Here is an 18,993-nt window from a genome sequence, read left to right as displayed (position 1 = left end):
TTAGGCACACAGCCAGCGTTCATCCTGAGCCAGGATCAAACTCTTAAAATTTGATTTTGGTTTTATTATATTTTTAAAAAATTAAAATTGACGTTATGGTATTCGTATCCAGTTTTCAAAGAACTACATATTAGGCACAAAAAAGTGCACTTTTATAAGTATACATTATTTTAAACTTTTTATTATGAAAATTTTTTAATTTTTTACATTAAATAAGAACGTTTTTAAAATAAGTACCATATCATTATACATGATTAAGTTAAAAAAATAAAATAAATTTAACAAAATTTTTTTATATATTTTTGCTAAAAGCAAATATTACAAAAAGTTCAAGATTTAAAATAAAAAACCTCCTTATATTTTTAAAAAATACGGAAGTTCTATAATTTATTATTATATCCTACAATATATATTTTAATTATCTACAATCTGGATATTTAGCTACATTATTGATTCAATTTTTACCTTATATTTAGGAGCGGCCTCAACCTCTACAATATCGCCGACCTTATGATTAAGAATTGCTTTGGCTAACGGAGAAGAATTAGATATTTTCCCACTAAATGGATCTGCATCTAGTGCGCCAACAATGATAATAGTTAAAACAGCATTATTTTTTAAATTTAAAGCCTTAACTGTTGAACCAATTTTAACAATATGAGAACCAGTTGTGTCTTCAACAATAATATGGGCGTTTTCTAAAATATGTTGAATTTCTAGAATTTCGTTTTCAATGGCGGCTTGCTTATCACGGGCCGAATCATATTCAGCATTTTCTGATAAATCGCCTTGATTTCTAGCTTCCTTGATTTCTTCAATGACTAACGGTCTAGCTTCTTCTTGCAAATATGCTAATCTTTTTTCATATTGTTCAAGGCTCTCCTTTGTTAAATATATTTTTTTATCTTCCATCTTCTTTTTCTCCTCTTTCAACAATGTCTTTTATGTTATTTTTAGCTAAAAGTATAACACTTTTATTTTTGAATTTTAAAGTTTCATAACGCAAACCAAGATTTGCTGATATCTTCTTTAACAAATCTAAATTAATGTTTTTATTATTTTCAATAATCATTATTCCTTTTGGATTTAAAAAGTTTATTTTAGAACTTATGGTTGATTCCAATAATTGATCTTTATTATTTAAAATTATTATTAATTCATTGTCATTTGGAAGCTTAGCAACACTTTGAATATTTTCAAATTTTAGATCCGGAAATTCATATAAAATTTTTTCATTAATGCCTAAATCTATTGTTCCATTAAAAAATACTTTCCTATTAGCTAAATTTGATACTGATAAAGCAAGATAATTATCATCATCTTCTATATAAATATTATGGTAATCATTTAAATAAATGGTATTAACAACAAAACATACAAAAAAATCACTTAAATCATTATTGTAAAACTTCTTAATACCGCTTAGAACCACACCATAATTAGGATTAATTTTAATAAGTTTTTCTTTTTCGCGTTCCTCATTAGGGGATAAATATTTTTTAATAGCCTTCTTCTTATAATAAAGACTAAGAACAAGAGCGATAATGGCAATTAATAAAGCTATAGCAATAGAAATAATTAATCCCGTTCTTACGTTGGGAGGTATTTTGCTTGTCCCGTTAGAAATAGATGATATATATATTAATTTGCGCATAAATTATCTACCGTCTCAGCTTCAAACAAAATGTGTTCAATAGATTCGCCATTTTCATCTACTAATTCAAATTCATTAGCAAACTCTTCTAATAAATCACTTAAGATTGAAACAATCCCTTCATCTTCTACCTCTTCTAAAATATGAGATTTTGTTTGTCTAAATAGAAAAATACCTTTTTTATTAGTTAAAAATATGTATTTTTCACCATTTTCTTCAATCGAAAACAAAACTCACATTTTAACATTGTTTTCCAAAATGATTTCTCTTTCTTGTGAGAAGATAAATAATTTTTGTCGTATGTTTTTATTGTTGTTTTTATTGATTTCTTCCATAAATCTAACCTTTTTTTAAATAATCCTCTAGTATGATTTGGGCAGCTAATGAATCTTTTTTATTTTTTCTTTTTTTGCCATTGTATCCGGCATTATATAAAATATTTTCAGCAAATATTGTACTTTCTCTTTCGTCTTGTAAAATAACATTTATTTCAACATTGTCTTGAAGTCTTTGCTTAAATTTTTCCACCATGATTGTCCTTGGACTTCTTGAAAAATCCATTCTTGTTGGATAACCTAAGATAATTGTATCAATTTCATTCTTATATTGACTTTCATATAGTCAATATTTCACTCTCCTAATAACGTCGATAAAATGTCATTCCTCAAAATAGAGTGTTTCTAATCCAGAAGCAATTATATTATTAATATCACTGATAGCAAAACCGCATGTTTTTGAGCCTAAATCCATGGCTAGTTTACGCATTTATTAATTCCTTAATTTCATCCATAATTATTTTAATCTGTTTAGTTGAATTAATTGATCCTTGCGATACTATTTGATTACCGCCACCTTTACCATTAAAGTTAGAAATTATCCTTTTAAAAATCTTTGTTGAGTCATATTGTTTTGAAGCAACAATTAAAAAATAATTATCATCTTTAATTCTAGAAAGACCGATTATCAATGCATCAGCATTTGCTTCACGAATTTGCACAGCAATTTTTCTTAGTAAGCTTGCATCATTTTCATTAATTATGAATAACTTAACATTATTGCCAATTATTTCAGGATTATAAGCATTTAAATTTACTGATTCATTATTCTTTTCTTTTAATAATTTCTTATAATCTTCTCTTAATTTACTTTCGACTTCATCATAATAATCCAACATTTTTTCTTTCTGCGATGAAAGGCTAGGAATATCTACCAAATAAGATAAATTATAATTAGATTCTAATGCTCTATTATTCTTTACCAAGGAAGACAATAATTTTTGCTTTTCTAAAATTTCATTATGTAAATGTTTATTAACATACTCTTCCGAGGTAATAACCTTCAAACGATAAATTCCAGTTCCCTTTGAATCAACAGAAACAATTTTAAAGTTTTCGATTATGCCAGAATTTTCAACGTGTGTCCCACCGCATAAATCCTTAGTAATATTTTCAAATTCAACAACTCTGACATTATTAGCATCATAATATTCAGATTCATCAATTGTCATATATGCCCCTATTTCTTGCGCTTTTTTGACTGAAGTAATAATATAATTTCTCTTAGCCTGCATTGCAATATATTCATGCATAATATGCTCAATTTTTTTAATTTCATCCTTAGTTGGCCGATTATCTAATCCGAAGTCAAATGTAAAATATTCAGGATGAATGTTTGAACCAAGTTGTTCAATAATATCATTTGTGTAAGTTCTTCTTAAAGCATGGAACATAATATGTGTTGAACTATGATTTCTAGCATAATTAATTCTTTTTTCTTTGTCAACATAACATTCAATAGGTAAATTCTTATCAATCTTTCCTTTAACATAATGAACATGATTTTGGTATTTATCTTTAAATACATCAATTATTTCAATTTTATTATTTCCTTGCATCATATAGCCAAAGTCATGATTTTGTCCACCACTAGTTGCATAAAAAGGAGTATTGTCAAGAATAACATATGAAAAATCATCATCGCTATCTACCTTATCAATTTCCTGCTCTTCATTTAGCAAATAGATAATTTTTGATCTAGACTCAAGAAATTCATAACCAATAAATTCAGAAATTTTTCTGTCAACCAGTGAAAGCGAATTAATAACCTTTTGCATCGCAGCCTTTAAGCTGCCTTTTGAACGTTCTTGATGTTCCTTTTGAAAATCATAAAATTCTTGCAAATTAATTTCGATATTCTTTTCTTTTAATATTTCAGCCGTTAATTCAATAGGGAAGCCATAGGTATCAAACATTTTGAAGGCAATTTTAGCATCAATAAAACCTTTTTTATTTAGTTCGTGTTCAAGAAGTTTTTCGCCATCTTTAATGGTTTTAGCAAATAAATTTTCCTCATCAGAAATTACTCTTGAAACAGTTTTAACATCGATTTCATATATCAATGAGTCCTTAACAACTTGAACTAATTTATATAAAAAAGTTTTTTGTTGTATTCCTAATGATAAACCAGCCCGGTAAGCTCTTCTTATTAAACGTCTAATAATGTATCCTCTACCAACATTTGAAGGGCTAACGCCATCATTAATAGCATTCACACTTGCTCTAATATGATCCGCAATAATCTTAAATCAAGTATTAATTTTTAACTGTTCTGGCTCTTTTGTAAAATAGTTATTTATATCGTAGTGATATTTTGTTCATTCTTCTACTTTTCTAATAATAGGCAAAAATAGGTCAGTATCAAAATTAGTAGGCGCATCCTGAATAATAGAGGTTATTCTTTCTAACCCTGCACCAGTATCGATATTTTTAGTAGCTAATTCAGAGTAGTTATTTTCGCCATCATTATTAAATTGCGAAAATACAATATTTCATATTTCAATATATCTATCATTCTCAATATCTTCTTTTAACAATTCAATGCCGCGCTTATCATATTTTTCACCCCGGTCATAAAAAATTTCAGTATCAGGGCCACAAGGTCCTTGACCAACATCTCAAAAATTAGTATCTCTTGTTCCACTTATAAGATGGTCCTTGTTTATACCTAACTCAATTCATCTATTATATGTATCCAAATCTTCTTCATAGTATGTTATATATATTTTTTCTTTTTCGAGTTTCAATACATTAAAAATAAACTCATATCCAAATGCAATAGCTTCTTTTTTAAAATAATCACCAATAGAAAAATTTCCTAGCATTTCAAAAAAGGTGTGATGTCTTGCGGTTATACCAACATTTTCAATATCATTAGTACGAATTGATTTTTGCGAATTTGTTATTCTCTTTGCGGGCGGAACTTTTTTACCGCTAAAATAATCTTTTAATGTTGCCACACCCGAATTAATTCATAATAATGAAGGGTCATTTTGAGGTATTAAAGATTTAGATTCTACAACAAGATGTTGTTTTGAAGCAAAAAAATCAAGTCACATTTGTCTAATTTGTTTTGATGAAAGCATTTTTTCTCCTTGTTTTATATCATTATTTGATTTATAAAAAATTCTTTTGTTTTTGTTTATAAAAAATTCTATCAATGATTGCTGCCCCTACAACTTTTTGACCATCATAAATTACAACTTGTTGTCCTGGGGTTATAGCTTCTGTTTCATTGTACATGACCGCAATTTCATTATTGTCTAAAAGTTGAATCTTACATTTGATATCTTCTTGACGATATCTAAATTTGGCCGACAGGTTTTCCTGATTATATGTTTTAGCAATTAAATTTCAATCTTTGGCAATAATCTTATCGGATAACAAATATTCTTTATGGTCTTCATTAGCAACATAAATAATTCTTTTTTTAATATTATGTCCAACAACAAAATAAGGTTTCTTAAATCCACCGAGATTTAAACCCTTGCGTTGACCAATTGTATAATACATTGCGCCGATATGTTCCCCAACCTTATTGCTTGTGGCAATATCAATTATGTCACCTGGTTGAGCAGGAATATAATTTTCAAGAAATTTTGTGAATCTTCTTTCGCCAATAAAACAAATGCCTGTTGAATCTTTTTTAAAGGCAGTTTTTAAGTTTAACTTCTTAGCAATTGTTCTTACTTCATTTTTTGTTATATTAGCTAGAGGAAAAATAACCTTTTTTAGTTGTTCATTGTTTAATTGAGCCAAGAAATACGATTGATCCTTAGTCTGGTCAAAGGCCCGAAATAATTCCCCATCATTAGTGTATGCATAATGACCCATAGCAATATAATCGGCTTTTAATTCATTGAATGCATAATCCGAAAAAGCTTTAAACTTTATAAATTTATTACAAAAAATATCAGGATTTGGTGTACGGCCAATTTCATATTCATTAATTAGGTATTTAAAAACATTGTCTCAATATTCCTTAACAAAATCCACACGGTGTAGCTTAATATTTAGTTGATTTGCAACATCCTTTGCATCTTGATAATCTTGTTCTTGTGGACAAATATTTTGTGAAATGTCTTCATTGCCTAAGAAATCATTGTTTAAAAATGAATCTCAATTTCGCATAAACAAACCTTCAACTTCATATCCTTGTTTTAAAAGTAGGTATGCGCACACACTAGAATCAACTCCGCCACTCATTCCTAAAATTACTTTTTTGCTCATTTTGCTCCAATAAAATATATTAAATTATAAAGTTTTTAACGAAATAAAAATTTATTTTATACGAAACTAGTATTATAAAAAATTAAAAAGAGTCTCTATATAGACTCTTAATCAACAAACGATGTATCAAATACACCGGATATATTATGAATATTTGAGGTAGTTATTCACGCAGACTTATCTACTTTCTTAACTTGTTCCATAATAATATCTTTTTCTAAAAATAAAGCAACAGTTTCAATTTTGCCAAATTCCTCATGGCTAAATCCACCAACGCCATTAAAGATATTAAATGAGTGAGCATAACCAATCTTTTTAAATTGTTCAGCAACAATTTCCGGATATCTTGTATATATCTCAATTTTAACTTTCTTATATTTAGGATAAAACTTATTAACAAGTGTCGAAAATACTAATAAATATGAAATAGTACCTAAAATTCTTACTAAGAATAAGCCTGAATTTCAAACATGCCCTGTAATATTGCCGCTAAATTCTAATGAACCAATGATAATCGTTGATGAAGATGAAAAACAAATCGCTACCATTAAGAATACATTACCAACTGGTTTTTTATTTTTATATGCAATAAAGTTAGAAATAACTGATGTTCCTCCAATAGAACCTTTTTGTCTTCATGCAACTATAGAAGCAAATCCTTCTGAAGCACCACCCATAATAGCATAGACAAGAACCGGCCAATTTTGGCCATCATAAACACCATAAATTTTAGTGTCTTTTAATAATAAAGGTATTGAACCTAAGAGTGATACTTTTCCTATTTTAAATTGTTCAACTAATGCAGAATCAGTAATATTTTTAACTATCAAATTCAAGTCTTTTGGAGCGTATTGATTTTGAAAATAAGCAATAACTTCCTTAGCGCCTTTATCAAATTCAATTGTTAAATTTTCGCCTTGAAGAACTTTTAATATTTCTTTACTTTGTCCGTTGTTATATAATTTTGAAACTACTCTCGTATCAATTCCGAAAGGAGCTCAATAGAAATTATTCTCGCCAACCGGATTATAGAATGAAATTTTTTGATTAATAAAGTTAACAATTGGATTTGATCCACGACCGTCATATTCTATATATATTAATTGAACAATAACCTGAAATAGCATTCAATAGTATGTTAAAACCATAAACATTCTCGGATTCATTCTTCAGAAAACAAACATTAATGGTAAATTAACTAACACATAAAATAAACCATAGAATTGTGCAGTAGCAGGAGCAGTAAAAGTAATAATTTGAGAAAGCGATGATGTGCCCGAAGCAATAGTTGCTGCCTTTCTAAGAAAAACAGTAATTGCTATATTGTATAAAAAAGCACTCAATAACATTCAAATAACTTTTTTAGGATATTTTTTCCATATATTAAAAATGGTTACTTGCTGTGGGTTTAAGATAGCCATTTTTTCATCATATAGAGCCTTTTTTTGCTCAACGGAGAGCTTCGTTTTTTGAATTTTTTTATCTAAGTTTTTTTGTTTCTTATCCATGATTTAATCCTCCTTTTCTTTGAAAATTTGATGTTTGTTGTTGCCGTGTTCCTTTAAGACATAGACAAATTTATTAAAGTCAGGATAAAACCCTAATTGAATAGTTTTAGTTGATCCGTGACGGTTTTTGGCAACAATAACGTTTGTTGTTGAAAACATTTCCTTTTGTTCGTTATTAGCATTTTGATCATTTTTTTTGTTTCGATAATAGTCATCGCGATGTAAAAAGATAACTCTATCAGCATCTTGCTCAATACCTCCAGATTCTCTTAAATCAGAAATTATAGGGGTTTTGTCTTCACGTTTTTCAACGCTACGGCTTAATTGACTTAAGGCAATAATAGGACATGCTAATTCCCGACCAAGTTGCTTTAATGAACGTGAAATCTTGGCCACTTCAAGTTGTCTATTTTCTTGCGACCTTTTTGAATTGTCTCCAATAAGTTGTAGGTAATCTATAATAACAAGATCAACCTTAGCATTTCGGGCGTATCTTTTTGATAAGGTAATAATATCCGAAATATTTAAAGTAGCAAGATCATTTAATACAATATTTCACTCGAACATGTTTTCGACAGTATGAGATAAATTTCTTTGATCATCAATACTTAATTCTTTGGTTTTAAGTTTGTAAATAGGGACAGTTGAATCTATAGAAATCATACGCTGGACTAATTGTGGATTGGACATTTCAAGGCTAAAAAATAAAACGTTTTTCCCTTGTTTAGCTACATTATTAGCAATATTCAAAGCAAAGGCCGTTTTACCCATAGCCGGTCTAGCACCAATAATAGTTAAATCCCCACTATTTAAACCAAGCAAGCATTCATCTAATTCTGGAAAACCAAGTTGCAATCCTATTCCAATATCACTATCCTCCTTGCGCAAAATTTGTTGCATTATATTGTTTGCAACATCACCAATTTTTTCAAATGAGGAATTAATTTCTGATATATCAATATTGATCAAGGATAATTGAATATGTGATAAAAGGTCCGACACATTAAAGGTTTTATTATCAATAGTATTTTTAATATCAACTATTAATTCATTAAGTTTATCGATTTTATATTGATCGATTATGTTTTTTACATATATTTCAATTTCACTCAAGAAACCAGCATTTTGAACCAAATAGCCAATATATTCAGGAGTATTCATATAAAATGAACCAACTAAATCAAACTGCTTTTTTTGCTCTAAGTAAACCAATAAATTAGAAAGGTCAAAATGCTCAGTAGAGTTATGCACTTCAACAATAGCAGAATATAATATTTGATGACTCTTAAAGTGAAACATTTCTGGCCTTATTAAAACAGCAATTTTCAAATATGTTTCAGGTTCAGATAAAATTAATCCCAATAAGGAGGCTTCATTATTAGCAATAGCAGTTTCTCTTGGGTTTAATGTTTGCATGCTCATTTTGTTCCCTTCATTTTATTGTTTTTTTATGTTATAAAATTATTTTTCTTCGAATATTTGAATTAATAAAATCGCATTAACTTCCGGGTGAAGCTTTACATTAATATAATGTTTTCCGAAAGTGTTATAAGAATCTTTATTTAAGGCATGAGCACTAATTTTAATATTATGTTTTATTAATTCTTTTTCAATAGCCTTGTTGGTTATTGAACCATGAACAATATTTCCGTTCGATTTTAAGAAAAAGTTTAAAGTTATTTTTTCAATTTGCTCTTTTAAAACAATCGCTTTTTCAACTTCCCTTGCATGATCTTCGGCAATGTTTTGTTTAACTCTTTCTAAATTAGCTAGAGTTTGCTTATTCACTGGTTGAGCATAACCGTTTTTTATTAAGAAATTTTTTGCAAACCCATCATTGATTTCAATAATTTCATTTGCTTTATATTTATCATATTGTTTAATTATTATTACTTTCATTTTTTACACTCACTATCGCTTGTATTAAGTTATCAACAAAAAGTTCGATATTTTCATCACTTTCAGCTGCTGCCGTGCCATAATGCCCTCCACCGTTAACTGCTTCTGCAATTAATTGAACATTAGTATCAATTCCTCTGGCTGACATCTTACATTTTTTAGTCCCAGCTAATTTGCCAATAACAAAGGCTGCTTTTCTTCCATTAACTCTTAGGATTTCATCGGCAGCAATTGAAATTACATCAGGGGAAACAAAAATGTTCTTATAAGCAATGAAATATCCAGGTTTAACCTCCTGCAAGTTTTCAAGAAGTTCTAAAACTTGTTTGAAGGTTTCTATATCTAATTTTAAAGTATTAACTGAAATTTGGATCTTAGCGCCTCATATCTCTAATAAGGCAGCTGCTGAAAAAGTCTTGGAACTTGTTTGTTTTTGAAAATTATTAGTGTCAAGATAAATGCCATTTAACAAATATTGTGCTGTGATCTCGTCCATCTTGTCACCATTATTTGAAATAGCAATTATTTCACTAACAATTTCTGAGGCTGACGATGCTGATGAGTCAATATAAGTATTTTCTCTAAAAGCATATAATGGGTTTGCCCCGATTCGATGATGATCAATAATGATTATATTATCCTTTTCAATACCTTTAAATGCGTTGGGATTTTCAATTCTTGTTTCATCAGCAACATCACAAATTACTACAAGTGTTTTTTTATCATTTAATAATGTCGCTTCCTTTGGCGATATAAAGATTTGCTTGTCTAATGGACTCATATGATCATAAACGCGTTGCGTGGTTTCATCGAATGTCTTGTTTTGAATAAATGTTTCTTTTTCATAAGCTCTTGCTAATTTATGAATACCCCACGCAGAACCCAGCGCGTCAAGATCGGCGTTCTTATGACCATAAATTATAACTTTGTTAATATTCTTAGACTTTAATTTTGCAATCAAAACCTTAGAAATATAGCTAACATTAGTACGAGACATATTGATGTTTATTTCTGAGCTAGTTCCATAATATCTTGGATGTTCATTTTTTGTTAAAACAGTTATTTGGTCTCCACCACGGGTTTTGGATTGTAATAATGCCTCTTTGGCTAATTTATCCAGTGTTTCCAACTTGAATAAACCATATGAAAACCCACCAGACAATGTCAAGGATATACCTTTATGCAGACTCTTATTTTTAAGTTGATTAAATGCCTCAAAGTTGGTTTTTTCTAGTTGCTCAAGAGTTTCTTGATTAGTTAAAACAAAGAAACGCCCATTCTCATATTGCCGGTAAATAATATTATAACTTTTAGAAATATCATCAAACAAGGACCCAAAACTTGAATATATAGCATAAAGATCTTCTTGTGATAAGGATACTTGGTATAAATTCATATTGTCAATATGAAATTCGCCAAAAACAACACGTTGCATCTTATAATCATTTAATAAAGCTGTTTGAATAGTTATATCTTTAATCTGAACAATATTTTTTTCAAAAATAACCTGAACATCGTACTCATAGTCATCTTTTTTAAAAACAAAGTTATTATTATTCCCATCTCATTCTTCAATATTAAAAACAGTTTTTATATTTTTTCCGACTATCGACTTGCCAAATTTGTTAATAACAAAGTTTGAAGCTCATATAATCCTTCCATTATTTAAAAAAATAATAGTACCAATCCCTTGATCACTTATTTCATTTTGAATGAACTGATTTAGGGTTTGATTTGCAATTGATGATTCTTTTAAATATCTTCTTATGATGAAAAATATAAAAACTCCAAGGCCCAATACCAAAAGCGAATAAATAACAATAATAGGAACTCTTCAATTATTAGGTAAATGAAATAATCCTACAAACAAAAGAATCATTGGTACTATAAATAAAGTAAATACTTGAATTATTAAAATGAGTAATCTTTTTTTGTCTTCTTTGTTTTTCATATGTAAAATTATACAAAAATTGATATAAAAATGGACCAATGCGCACTAAATTAAACATAGATTATTTAATTTTTAGTAATTTTAAATTTTTGGAAAGCAACATATTTAAATACTAAAAATCAAAATGTTTGATAATGTCTTGCAACCCTACTTTTTTTTCTGATGAGACTATAAAAATATTTACTTCTTTTTTAAATGTTAGCGCCTGGGTTTTTACTCTATGCCTTTGTGATTGGTTAGCCTTATCAATTTTAGTAATAATAATATTAAATGGTATTTTTAAATTATTAATATACTCAATCATTTCCAAATCTATCGGCATAAAACCTATCTTGGCATCAATTAAGAAACAAACTATCTTATCATTTGGGCTGTTGCGAAAATAATAATCTATTATTCCGCTAACTTTTTGCTGTTCTTTTTTAGACATGCTAGCATAACCATAACCAGGCAAATCAACCACAATCTTTTTATTATTAGTTTCAAAATAATTTATTAATCTTGTACGTCCTGGGCTTGAAGAAGTTTTTGCCAATTTATTATTAGCTAGAGCATTAATTAACGAAGACTTTCCTACATTTGAGCGTCCTCAAAAAACAATCTCATAACTGGTAAAATCTAATCAATTTTCCTGTGAAGTTGAACTTTTTATAAATTTTCACATATTATTTTTTTACCTTTTCATAAGCTAATCTAGCAATCATCATTGCATTATCGGTTGTATACTCCATTAATGGTAGATAAACATTGTTGTGAAGGGTTAACACCATTTCTCTAATTCCTTTATTAGCGCTTACTCCCCCTGCTAAAGTAATACATTTTGGTCCATACTTTTTAATTGCCTTTTCTAAATTAATTTTAAGGTAGGCAATTATCGTATTTTGGAATTCACAAGCAATCTTATTAATATTAATTTCTTCGTTTCTATTTATTAGACTATTAAAATGATTTATAACGGCTGTTTTGATTCCACTAAATGAAAAATCTAATTCATTTAATGTATGCGGAATTGAAAATTTATTTTTATATTTTTCTTTATTATTAATTCAAATATTATCAATAATCGGTCCACCCGGAAAACCTAATGATAGTTTTCTAGCAATCTTATCATAAACCTCACCAACGGCATCGTCCAAAGTTTCACCGACTATCTCAAAACTACTAGAATCAGTATATAACATCAATTGCGAATGTCCACCTGAAACTAATAAGCATAAGGCAGGAAATTCTAATTCTTTCGATATAAAAGCTGAATAAAAATGGCCTTCTAAGTGATTTAACCCAATTGCTGGTATTTGATATATTCTGGACATTGTTTGTGCAACAATAAAACCTATTTGCAACGATCCTACCAATCCCGGTTCCTTAGTATAAGCAATATAATCAATATTCTTACAAATCTCCTTGTTATTAACAACGGTATTCTTAAATTCCTCAATTAATAATGCAATATTTCTAACATGCAATCTCGAAGCAATTTCTGGAATGGTTCCACCGTATTTTTTATGAATTTCTGTTTGAGATATAGTTTTCATTCAAACAGGCTTATTATCTTCCAAAACAGCAAAAGAGGTATCATCATGAGAGCTCTCGATAGCAAAAATTTTCATTAAACACCTCCAATTTGAGGATCAGAAGCATAAATTAATTCTTCTTTTAAGATATCATTTGATTCTCTAAATAAATCAACATATTTACTAAAATTTTTAAAGAAATTTTGGTAATTAAAATCTATTACTGAATTTATACTATCAACTAAATTTATAGTTATTCCTAAATTAGTTTTAATTACTTCATATGCCTTATACCTATTAGCTTTTATATAAATAACGTCCAAATTTAGTTGTTTAAAAAACAAATCATATGTTGGCGCAATAAAAACTTTTATATCATTTTTTGCGATTACATTTTGAAGAAGTTTATTAGTAGATGCAAAAACAAAGGCTAGGCGTGTTCCGGTAAAACTTCCGGGTCCATTTGTTATGTAAAGATTATCTAGATAATTCAACTTTGTATTATTTCTTCCTAATAACTCATCTATTGATTCAAAGAATTTATCAGTTTTTTTAATTAGTTTTTCAATTAATATATGGTCAATTACATTACCATTTTCAGTTAAAGCTATGCAAAAATCTGGCAAAGAAGTTTCAATGAATAAGCCTTGATAACAAGTTTGCTTAGTTATTTTAAATAAATGAAAAATTTGACCATCCCTTTCATGAAGACTGACCTCAATATTAAAATAATATTTAAAATTATGTATAATGTTTTTTGACCATTCAATAACAACAATTTTATCTTCAAAATATTCTTCATATGGGAATAAATCACCAACTAATTTATACGCATCAATATGTACCATTTTATCATAGCAAATTATAGTATTAAATGTTGGGGAAACCACAGCCTTAGATTCACCTAATTTTTTGGCTATTTGCGCAGTTAATGTTGTCTTCCCTGCGCCTAATTCCCCGTCTAATAATATAGCTTCTATTTTTTTAAATGACAGAAGATAATTAACTAATTCATCTAGCTTTTCGCCTTCTTTAAACCAAAATTCCTTCATTTTTTTAAAATAATCTCCTTATATAAAAACAAAAAAGAAGATTCAAATATTTTATGATTCTTCTTTTTTAAAATAATTTAGCACTGGCTTTTTTGTCAACTTCAGCTTTTTTCGTTTTAATGTCATCAAGAATTTTATTTAGTTCTTGTATTAATTTGGTTTTAGCATTATCATTAAATAAAACTGAATTTATTTTCTTAATTTCTTCTTCTTTTGCGCTGTATTGTTTAACTAACTCAATTTTCAATTCATCATATTTTTTATCTGACAACTGTTCATGTGCATATTGCTTTAATGTATTTAAAAAAATAAATACATCTCTTTGGTTATTACTATATTTTTCAGCTGTTGTTTTATTATCATTAAGAATTTTATTTGTATTTTCAATAAAATCACTAAGTGCCTTCTGATAATCGATATTTTTATTGCTATTATTTTTTAATATATTTTCAGCATCAATAATTTCTTTTCTTAATTTGTCCTCATAATCATCAGCAAATTCAATATTAGATAATTGTTGCTTAGCAAGAGAAACTTCTCTTTCTAATTCTGCTTTATAGTTAGTACATGAAATGGCAATTAATGGGAGAGTCAAAGCAGAAATCGAACCAATACTAATTAACGTTTTTGTTATTTTATTCATAATTCTCCTCTAAAATAAATACCATAAATAACTAAGAGCAAATCTCAAGGTCATTATGCGAGAATTCCGTTGGCACCTTTCTTCCAAATTGTTCAATATTTACAAATGCTTTTTGTTCAATGTCATCATTTCTAATAATTTCGCCAACTTCGCCCTTGAATATACCACTCTTAATTTTAACAATAATCCCCTCTTTGAATGCTGTTTCAATATCTCCCGCTTCAAATTTCTCAATGAGAATCCTTTCTTTTTCAACCATTTTTTCAAAGGTGTTTTCACTGATTGGCGTTGGTTTTGCACCCTTCCCAGAAGATCCAATCAAACCAGTAACGTATTGTGTATTACGAACTAAATACCAGGATTCATCAGTCATTATCATATTAAGAAAAATATAACCTTTATAAATATTTACATACTTAATGTTGTATTCCTCACCCCTGCTTTTCTTTTGCAATTCTTTGCTAGACAAATGGGGCATCTTAAAAATTCTAATATCCTTAAAGAAATCTTCCATTTTTTGAGAACTAATTTTGTTTTTCAATGCTTCAACAACGTTATCTTCCTTGCCTGAAACAGTTGATATCATATATCACTTACAATCTGAATACATTTTTTCTCCTTAAAAAATATTATGTTCTAATACCCACTACATTTCATAAACCGGTAAAAATTAAAGTTATAACAAAGCAAAATATAGCCATGATTAACACAAAGGCAATAGTAATTCCAAACCATTTTCAAGACTTGAAATTACTTGGCCACGCAACTCTCTTAATTTCCCTTACTAAATTTCTAAAAGTGTAAAGTTTCGTTGCCTTAGCTTCATCCTTTTTTCTTTCCTTTAAAAGAGCTTTCTCTCTTCTTACTCTATCTTTAATCTCTTTTTTTTCTTCAGGACTCATCTTTGTTTTTTCTAGCATACCTTATTTTTCCTCTTTATGAATTGTTTGAATATTGCAATATTTACAAAATTTCTTAATCTCTAGTCTTTTTTCATTACTTTTATTAACAGAATAATTTTTATGCAAGCATTCCTGACAAGATAGTGACACTTTCTTTTGCTTTCTCATATAAGGAAAATTATATTATTTTTTTACATTTTTTTCAAATAAAACTAGACTTAGATATATTGTGAACAATAAATAAGATATATAAAATATAATTTTACTTACTATGGTACACAATTATTTGTATTTTTTGTTAAATGTAATTTGGATAATACCTATTATTATCGCCTTCATTATTCGATCTTTAAAAAAGGAATTTAAAATCAAAAAACTTCAAAAAAAGATTGAATACATAAACCAAAATTTAAAAAAAATTAAAAAAATTAATAATCAATTTCATGAATTTACAGATAAAAACAATAAATGCACATACCAAGAAAAAATAACTGCTAATGTAATAAATATTATTGAATTTTCACTATCAAAGATAACTTTTTTTCTTAACGAATTGCATATGATTAATAACATAAGAAACATACAAGAAAAAAAATTGAAAAGTCCTGAATTTAAAAAAATTTTTAATAAAGCAATTGTCGAATGAAAAACAATAAAAGAAACAATAAAAGAAAACAAAGATTTTATTTTTCTTGAAAGTCAAAATATCTCAAAATTTCTCATCTTTTCAAATAATTTAAAATCCGTCTTCTTAAATATAAATAAATGTATTGATAACAATAAAAACAACCTTTTCTTTCAAGATTTTTCAATTGAATTTAATAAAAAATACAATGAAATAAAAAATATTGTTGAATACAGTAGCAAGCTTCAACTATATAAAGGTTGGAATAATCATTTTTTAATTAATTCAAAAAATATCAAGAAAATATTAAATGATTTTTTGTTCTTTATAAAAAATGGTTTAACACTATACTCATATATTGAAAATAATATTGAAATTCCATTTAAATTTATTGAGGACATTGTCATCAAATATTCATCTTTTCACCAATTTTTTTTTAATTGGCAAATGCTAAATTCTTTCATTGATGAAACTAGAAGTGTGATTGAAGAAATTAAAATTAAAATTCATAAAACTAATTTTTTTGATTGAATTGTAACATTCAAAACAAAACTTGAAAACCTTTCAAAAAAAATAATTTACAAATATATTGAAATCAAAAAAGAAATAGATAGTTTTGAAATATTAAAATCAAATTCTGGGCTTATAAGCAAAATAATTGATCTTTTTGATATACAACATTGAAAAAATCTTAAATCAGACCGCCAAAACGCAAAATATAAATTATTAATAAATAATTTTTATGAATTTTATTACCAAAATCTGGCGTATTTTAAATCAAAAAATAAAAAAAATTCAAGCAATATTTCATATTTTGAAAGATTAAATAATCTAAATAATATTCTAAAAAAAATGTGTAAAATCCCGTTTTTTCAAAGACAATTTAAAAATAATTGAAACAAAAAAGATAAGACCGCTTTCAAGGATAAAATGACCAATATGTTAATTGAGACATTTGGACTACATGACTTTAAAATACCATTAAATGAGGAAATAATTTATTACAAAAATAAATTTGAATCATTACTAGAAAAGCAAAATATAAATGACGAATATGAACTAAACTTAATAAATCAAGTCATTCAAAAAAAAATTATTGTGATTAACATAAAATATTTGGTTGCAAGGCATCTAATCGATAATTTTAACTTGCTAACAAAAAATAAATTTCAAGAAAAAAATATTGAATTAATTAACTTAATATATCAGAATAAATATGATGAAATAATTAATAAATCGCTAAAATTAATTAATAAGTCAAAGGAGAAATAAAATGTGTGCTAATCAAGAAATGGAAATATTAATTAGATACGGAGAATTAACACTAAAAGGTGAAAATAAAAAGGATTTCATTAATCAATTAAGAAAAAATATTGAACTATATATACCTAAAAATGAGTTAAGAATGGAATACGACAGAGCTTTTTGTAAGTATTCAGAGCAAAATTTAAAATCCCTAAAATTTATTTTTGGAATTTCATCTTATTCAATAGTTCATAAGACATCAACCAATATTGAAGATATTGAAAAAAAAGTATTTGAACTAGCCTCGAAAAAATCATTCAACTCTTTTGCTATAAATGCCAGAAGACATAATAAAAATTATCATTTAACTTCATCGGAAATCAATATGCACTTTGGCGGTTTTATATTAAATAATTTTAAAAATAAAGTTGTAAACCTTAGCAATCCTGATTTATCCATATATATTGAAATAAGAGACAAATTTACATATATTTTTAGCGATTACATTTATGCCCTTGGTGGAATGCCAGTGTGTTCATCAGGACGTGTTTTACATTTAATAAGTGGTGGAATCGATTCTCCTGTTGCTGCACATTTATTGCAAAAAAGGGGATTAAAGATTGAATTTTTAAACTTCATTACACCCCCTCATACCGATGAAAAAACGACTATGAAAATCGAACAAATTATCAAAACATTAACCAAATTTCAAGGATCTTCTACTCTTTTTCAAATTAATTACACAAAATTAATGAATTATATAGGTCTTGTATCAAATCAAAAATATAAAATAACACTAATGCGTCGCAGTTTCTATCGTATTGCACAAAAAATAGCCAAAAAATATAATATAAAAGCAATTTCGAATGGTGAAAATTTAGCACAAGTTGCTTCGCAAACATTAGAATCAATCCACGCAATATCAGAGGTTTGTGATTTGCCTATTTTTAGACCATTATTAAGCTTCGATAAAAATGAAACAATAACAATTGCCAAAGCCATTAACACAATGGAAATATCGATCCAAAAAGCTTGCGAAACATGTGAACTTTTTGCCCCAAGATTCCCAGTCACCAAACCCACAAGAGAGGAAGCAAAAAGATTAGAAGAAGAACTTGAAAATCTTGAGAAACTTGAGAATGAAATAATTAACGAAGTTGAAATAAAAACATTTAATTTAAGAAATGACAAATAAAAATAATTTTTTTTATAAACTAAAAAAATATCCAAAACTTAAAAGAAATTACATTTTCTTTCTTGCTTTATGCATTTATGCAATTATTATTCCTATCATTCTCATTACAGCATGAATTGTTTATCTTATTTTAAATAATGGAAAACATTTTCTAATGCAATCAAATAATTTTATAGTTTTAATTTCGATCACTAGCATACTATTTATTAGCTGACTTACCTGTTTTTTCTTAATTAGATA

At 27.4% G+C, this 18,993-nt stretch carries 19 protein-coding genes; 2 read left to right on the top strand and 17 right to left on the bottom strand.

Features of this window, described 5'->3' with window-relative positions; translation table 4 throughout:
• Nucleotides 1-441: 441 nt before the first annotated feature.
• The 17 genes from greA to rpmG all read right to left on the bottom strand — a co-directional run bounded on the left by greA (nt 442) and on the right by rpmG (nt 15,856).
• Entirely contained in the window at nt 442-912 is a 471-nt protein-coding gene (gene greA, locus ACWXVS_RS01285; protein WP_438340667.1) for a transcription elongation factor GreA, read from the bottom strand.
• Nucleotides 902-1,654: a BC85_0335 family putative methyltransferase gene (locus ACWXVS_RS01280; protein WP_455994667.1), complete on the bottom strand. Its 753-nt coding sequence runs from the start codon at nt 1,652-1,654 to the stop codon at nt 902-904. Before ACWXVS_RS01280 ends, greA begins: the two co-directional genes overlap by 11 nt.
• A complete protein-coding gene (locus ACWXVS_RS01275) occupies nt 1,642-1,989 on the bottom strand; it encodes a hypothetical protein (protein WP_438340665.1) in 348 nt (115 codons plus the stop codon). Before ACWXVS_RS01275 ends, ACWXVS_RS01280 begins: the two co-directional genes overlap by 13 nt.
• 4 nt (nt 1,990-1,993) lie before the next feature.
• The gene (gene ruvX / locus ACWXVS_RS01270) at nt 1,994-2,419 is read right to left on the bottom strand and encodes a Holliday junction resolvase RuvX (protein WP_438340664.1); all 426 of its coding nucleotides are present in this window, start codon (nt 2,417-2,419) and stop codon (nt 1,994-1,996) included.
• Nucleotides 2,412-5,075, bottom strand: coding sequence for an alanine--tRNA ligase (alaS, locus tag ACWXVS_RS01265; protein ID WP_455994665.1), 2,664 nt, complete (start codon nt 5,073-5,075; stop codon nt 2,412-2,414). Before alaS ends, ruvX begins: the two co-directional genes overlap by 8 nt.
• A gap of 31 nt (nt 5,076-5,106) precedes the next feature.
• Complete coding sequence (mnmA, locus tag ACWXVS_RS01260; RefSeq protein ID WP_438340662.1) at nt 5,107-6,219, bottom strand: tRNA 2-thiouridine(34) synthase MnmA; 1,113 nt, start codon at nt 6,217-6,219, stop codon at nt 5,107-5,109.
• Between the two features lie 107 nt (nt 6,220-6,326).
• The gene (locus tag ACWXVS_RS01255; protein WP_455994663.1) at nt 6,327-7,727 is read right to left on the bottom strand and encodes a YitT family protein; all 1,401 of its coding nucleotides are present in this window, start codon (nt 7,725-7,727) and stop codon (nt 6,327-6,329) included.
• 3 nt (nt 7,728-7,730) lie between these two features.
• Nucleotides 7,731-9,143: a replicative DNA helicase gene (gene dnaB / locus ACWXVS_RS01250; RefSeq protein WP_438340660.1), complete on the bottom strand. Its 1,413-nt coding sequence runs from the start codon at nt 9,141-9,143 to the stop codon at nt 7,731-7,733.
• Nucleotides 9,144-9,188: 45 nt separating this feature from the next.
• Nucleotides 9,189-9,626 (bottom strand): 50S ribosomal protein L9, encoded by a 438-nt coding sequence (gene rplI / locus ACWXVS_RS01245; protein WP_455966444.1) that lies wholly within the window; start codon nt 9,624-9,626, stop codon nt 9,189-9,191.
• Nucleotides 9,607-11,577: a GGDEF domain-containing protein gene (locus ACWXVS_RS01240; RefSeq protein WP_444705021.1), complete on the bottom strand. Its 1,971-nt coding sequence runs from the start codon at nt 11,575-11,577 to the stop codon at nt 9,607-9,609. Before ACWXVS_RS01240 ends, rplI begins: the two co-directional genes overlap by 20 nt.
• Before the next feature lie 112 nt (nt 11,578-11,689).
• Entirely contained in the window at nt 11,690-12,241 is a 552-nt protein-coding gene (yihA, locus tag ACWXVS_RS01235) for a ribosome biogenesis GTP-binding protein YihA/YsxC (protein ID WP_438340657.1), read from the bottom strand.
• Between the two features lies 1 nt (nt 12,242).
• Nucleotides 12,243-13,187 (bottom strand): tRNA (adenosine(37)-N6)-threonylcarbamoyltransferase complex transferase subunit TsaD, encoded by a 945-nt coding sequence (gene tsaD, locus ACWXVS_RS01230; protein ID WP_455994661.1) that lies wholly within the window; start codon nt 13,185-13,187, stop codon nt 12,243-12,245.
• The gene (tsaE, locus tag ACWXVS_RS01225; protein WP_455966445.1) at nt 13,187-14,143 is read right to left on the bottom strand and encodes a tRNA (adenosine(37)-N6)-threonylcarbamoyltransferase complex ATPase subunit type 1 TsaE; all 957 of its coding nucleotides are present in this window, start codon (nt 14,141-14,143) and stop codon (nt 13,187-13,189) included. Before tsaE ends, tsaD begins: the two co-directional genes overlap by 1 nt.
• Before the next feature lie 67 nt (nt 14,144-14,210).
• Nucleotides 14,211-14,786, bottom strand: coding sequence for a variable surface lipoprotein (locus ACWXVS_RS01220; RefSeq protein ID WP_455994659.1), 576 nt, complete (start codon nt 14,784-14,786; stop codon nt 14,211-14,213).
• A 31-nt stretch (nt 14,787-14,817) separates the two neighbouring features.
• Nucleotides 14,818-15,396, bottom strand: a complete 579-nt coding sequence (nusG, locus tag ACWXVS_RS01215; protein WP_438340653.1) for a transcription termination/antitermination protein NusG — start codon at nt 15,394-15,396, stop codon at nt 14,818-14,820.
• A 19-nt stretch (nt 15,397-15,415) separates the two neighbouring features.
• Nucleotides 15,416-15,706 (bottom strand): preprotein translocase subunit SecE, encoded by a 291-nt coding sequence (gene secE / locus ACWXVS_RS01210; RefSeq protein ID WP_438340652.1) that lies wholly within the window; start codon nt 15,704-15,706, stop codon nt 15,416-15,418.
• Between the two features lie 3 nt (nt 15,707-15,709).
• Entirely contained in the window at nt 15,710-15,856 is a 147-nt protein-coding gene (gene rpmG, locus ACWXVS_RS01205; protein WP_438340651.1) for a 50S ribosomal protein L33, read from the bottom strand.
• Nucleotides 15,857-15,959: 103 nt separating this feature from the next.
• On the opposite strand from rpmG, the gene ACWXVS_RS01200 reads away from it, so the two are divergent.
• Entirely contained in the window at nt 15,960-17,585 is a 1,626-nt protein-coding gene (locus ACWXVS_RS01200; protein ID WP_455994657.1) for a hypothetical protein, read from the top strand.
• Nucleotide 17,586: 1 nt separating this feature from the next.
• Nucleotides 17,587-18,753 (top strand): tRNA uracil 4-sulfurtransferase ThiI, encoded by a 1,167-nt coding sequence (thiI, locus tag ACWXVS_RS01195; protein ID WP_438340649.1) that lies wholly within the window; start codon nt 17,587-17,589, stop codon nt 18,751-18,753.
• Nucleotides 18,754-18,993 lie beyond the last annotated feature (240 nt).

The sequence above is a fragment of the Mycoplasma sp. 327 genome, assembly GCF_053851655.1.
The sequence above is the reverse complement of the archived record's forward strand: the minus strand, read 5'-3'. Positions and strand labels throughout refer to the sequence as shown.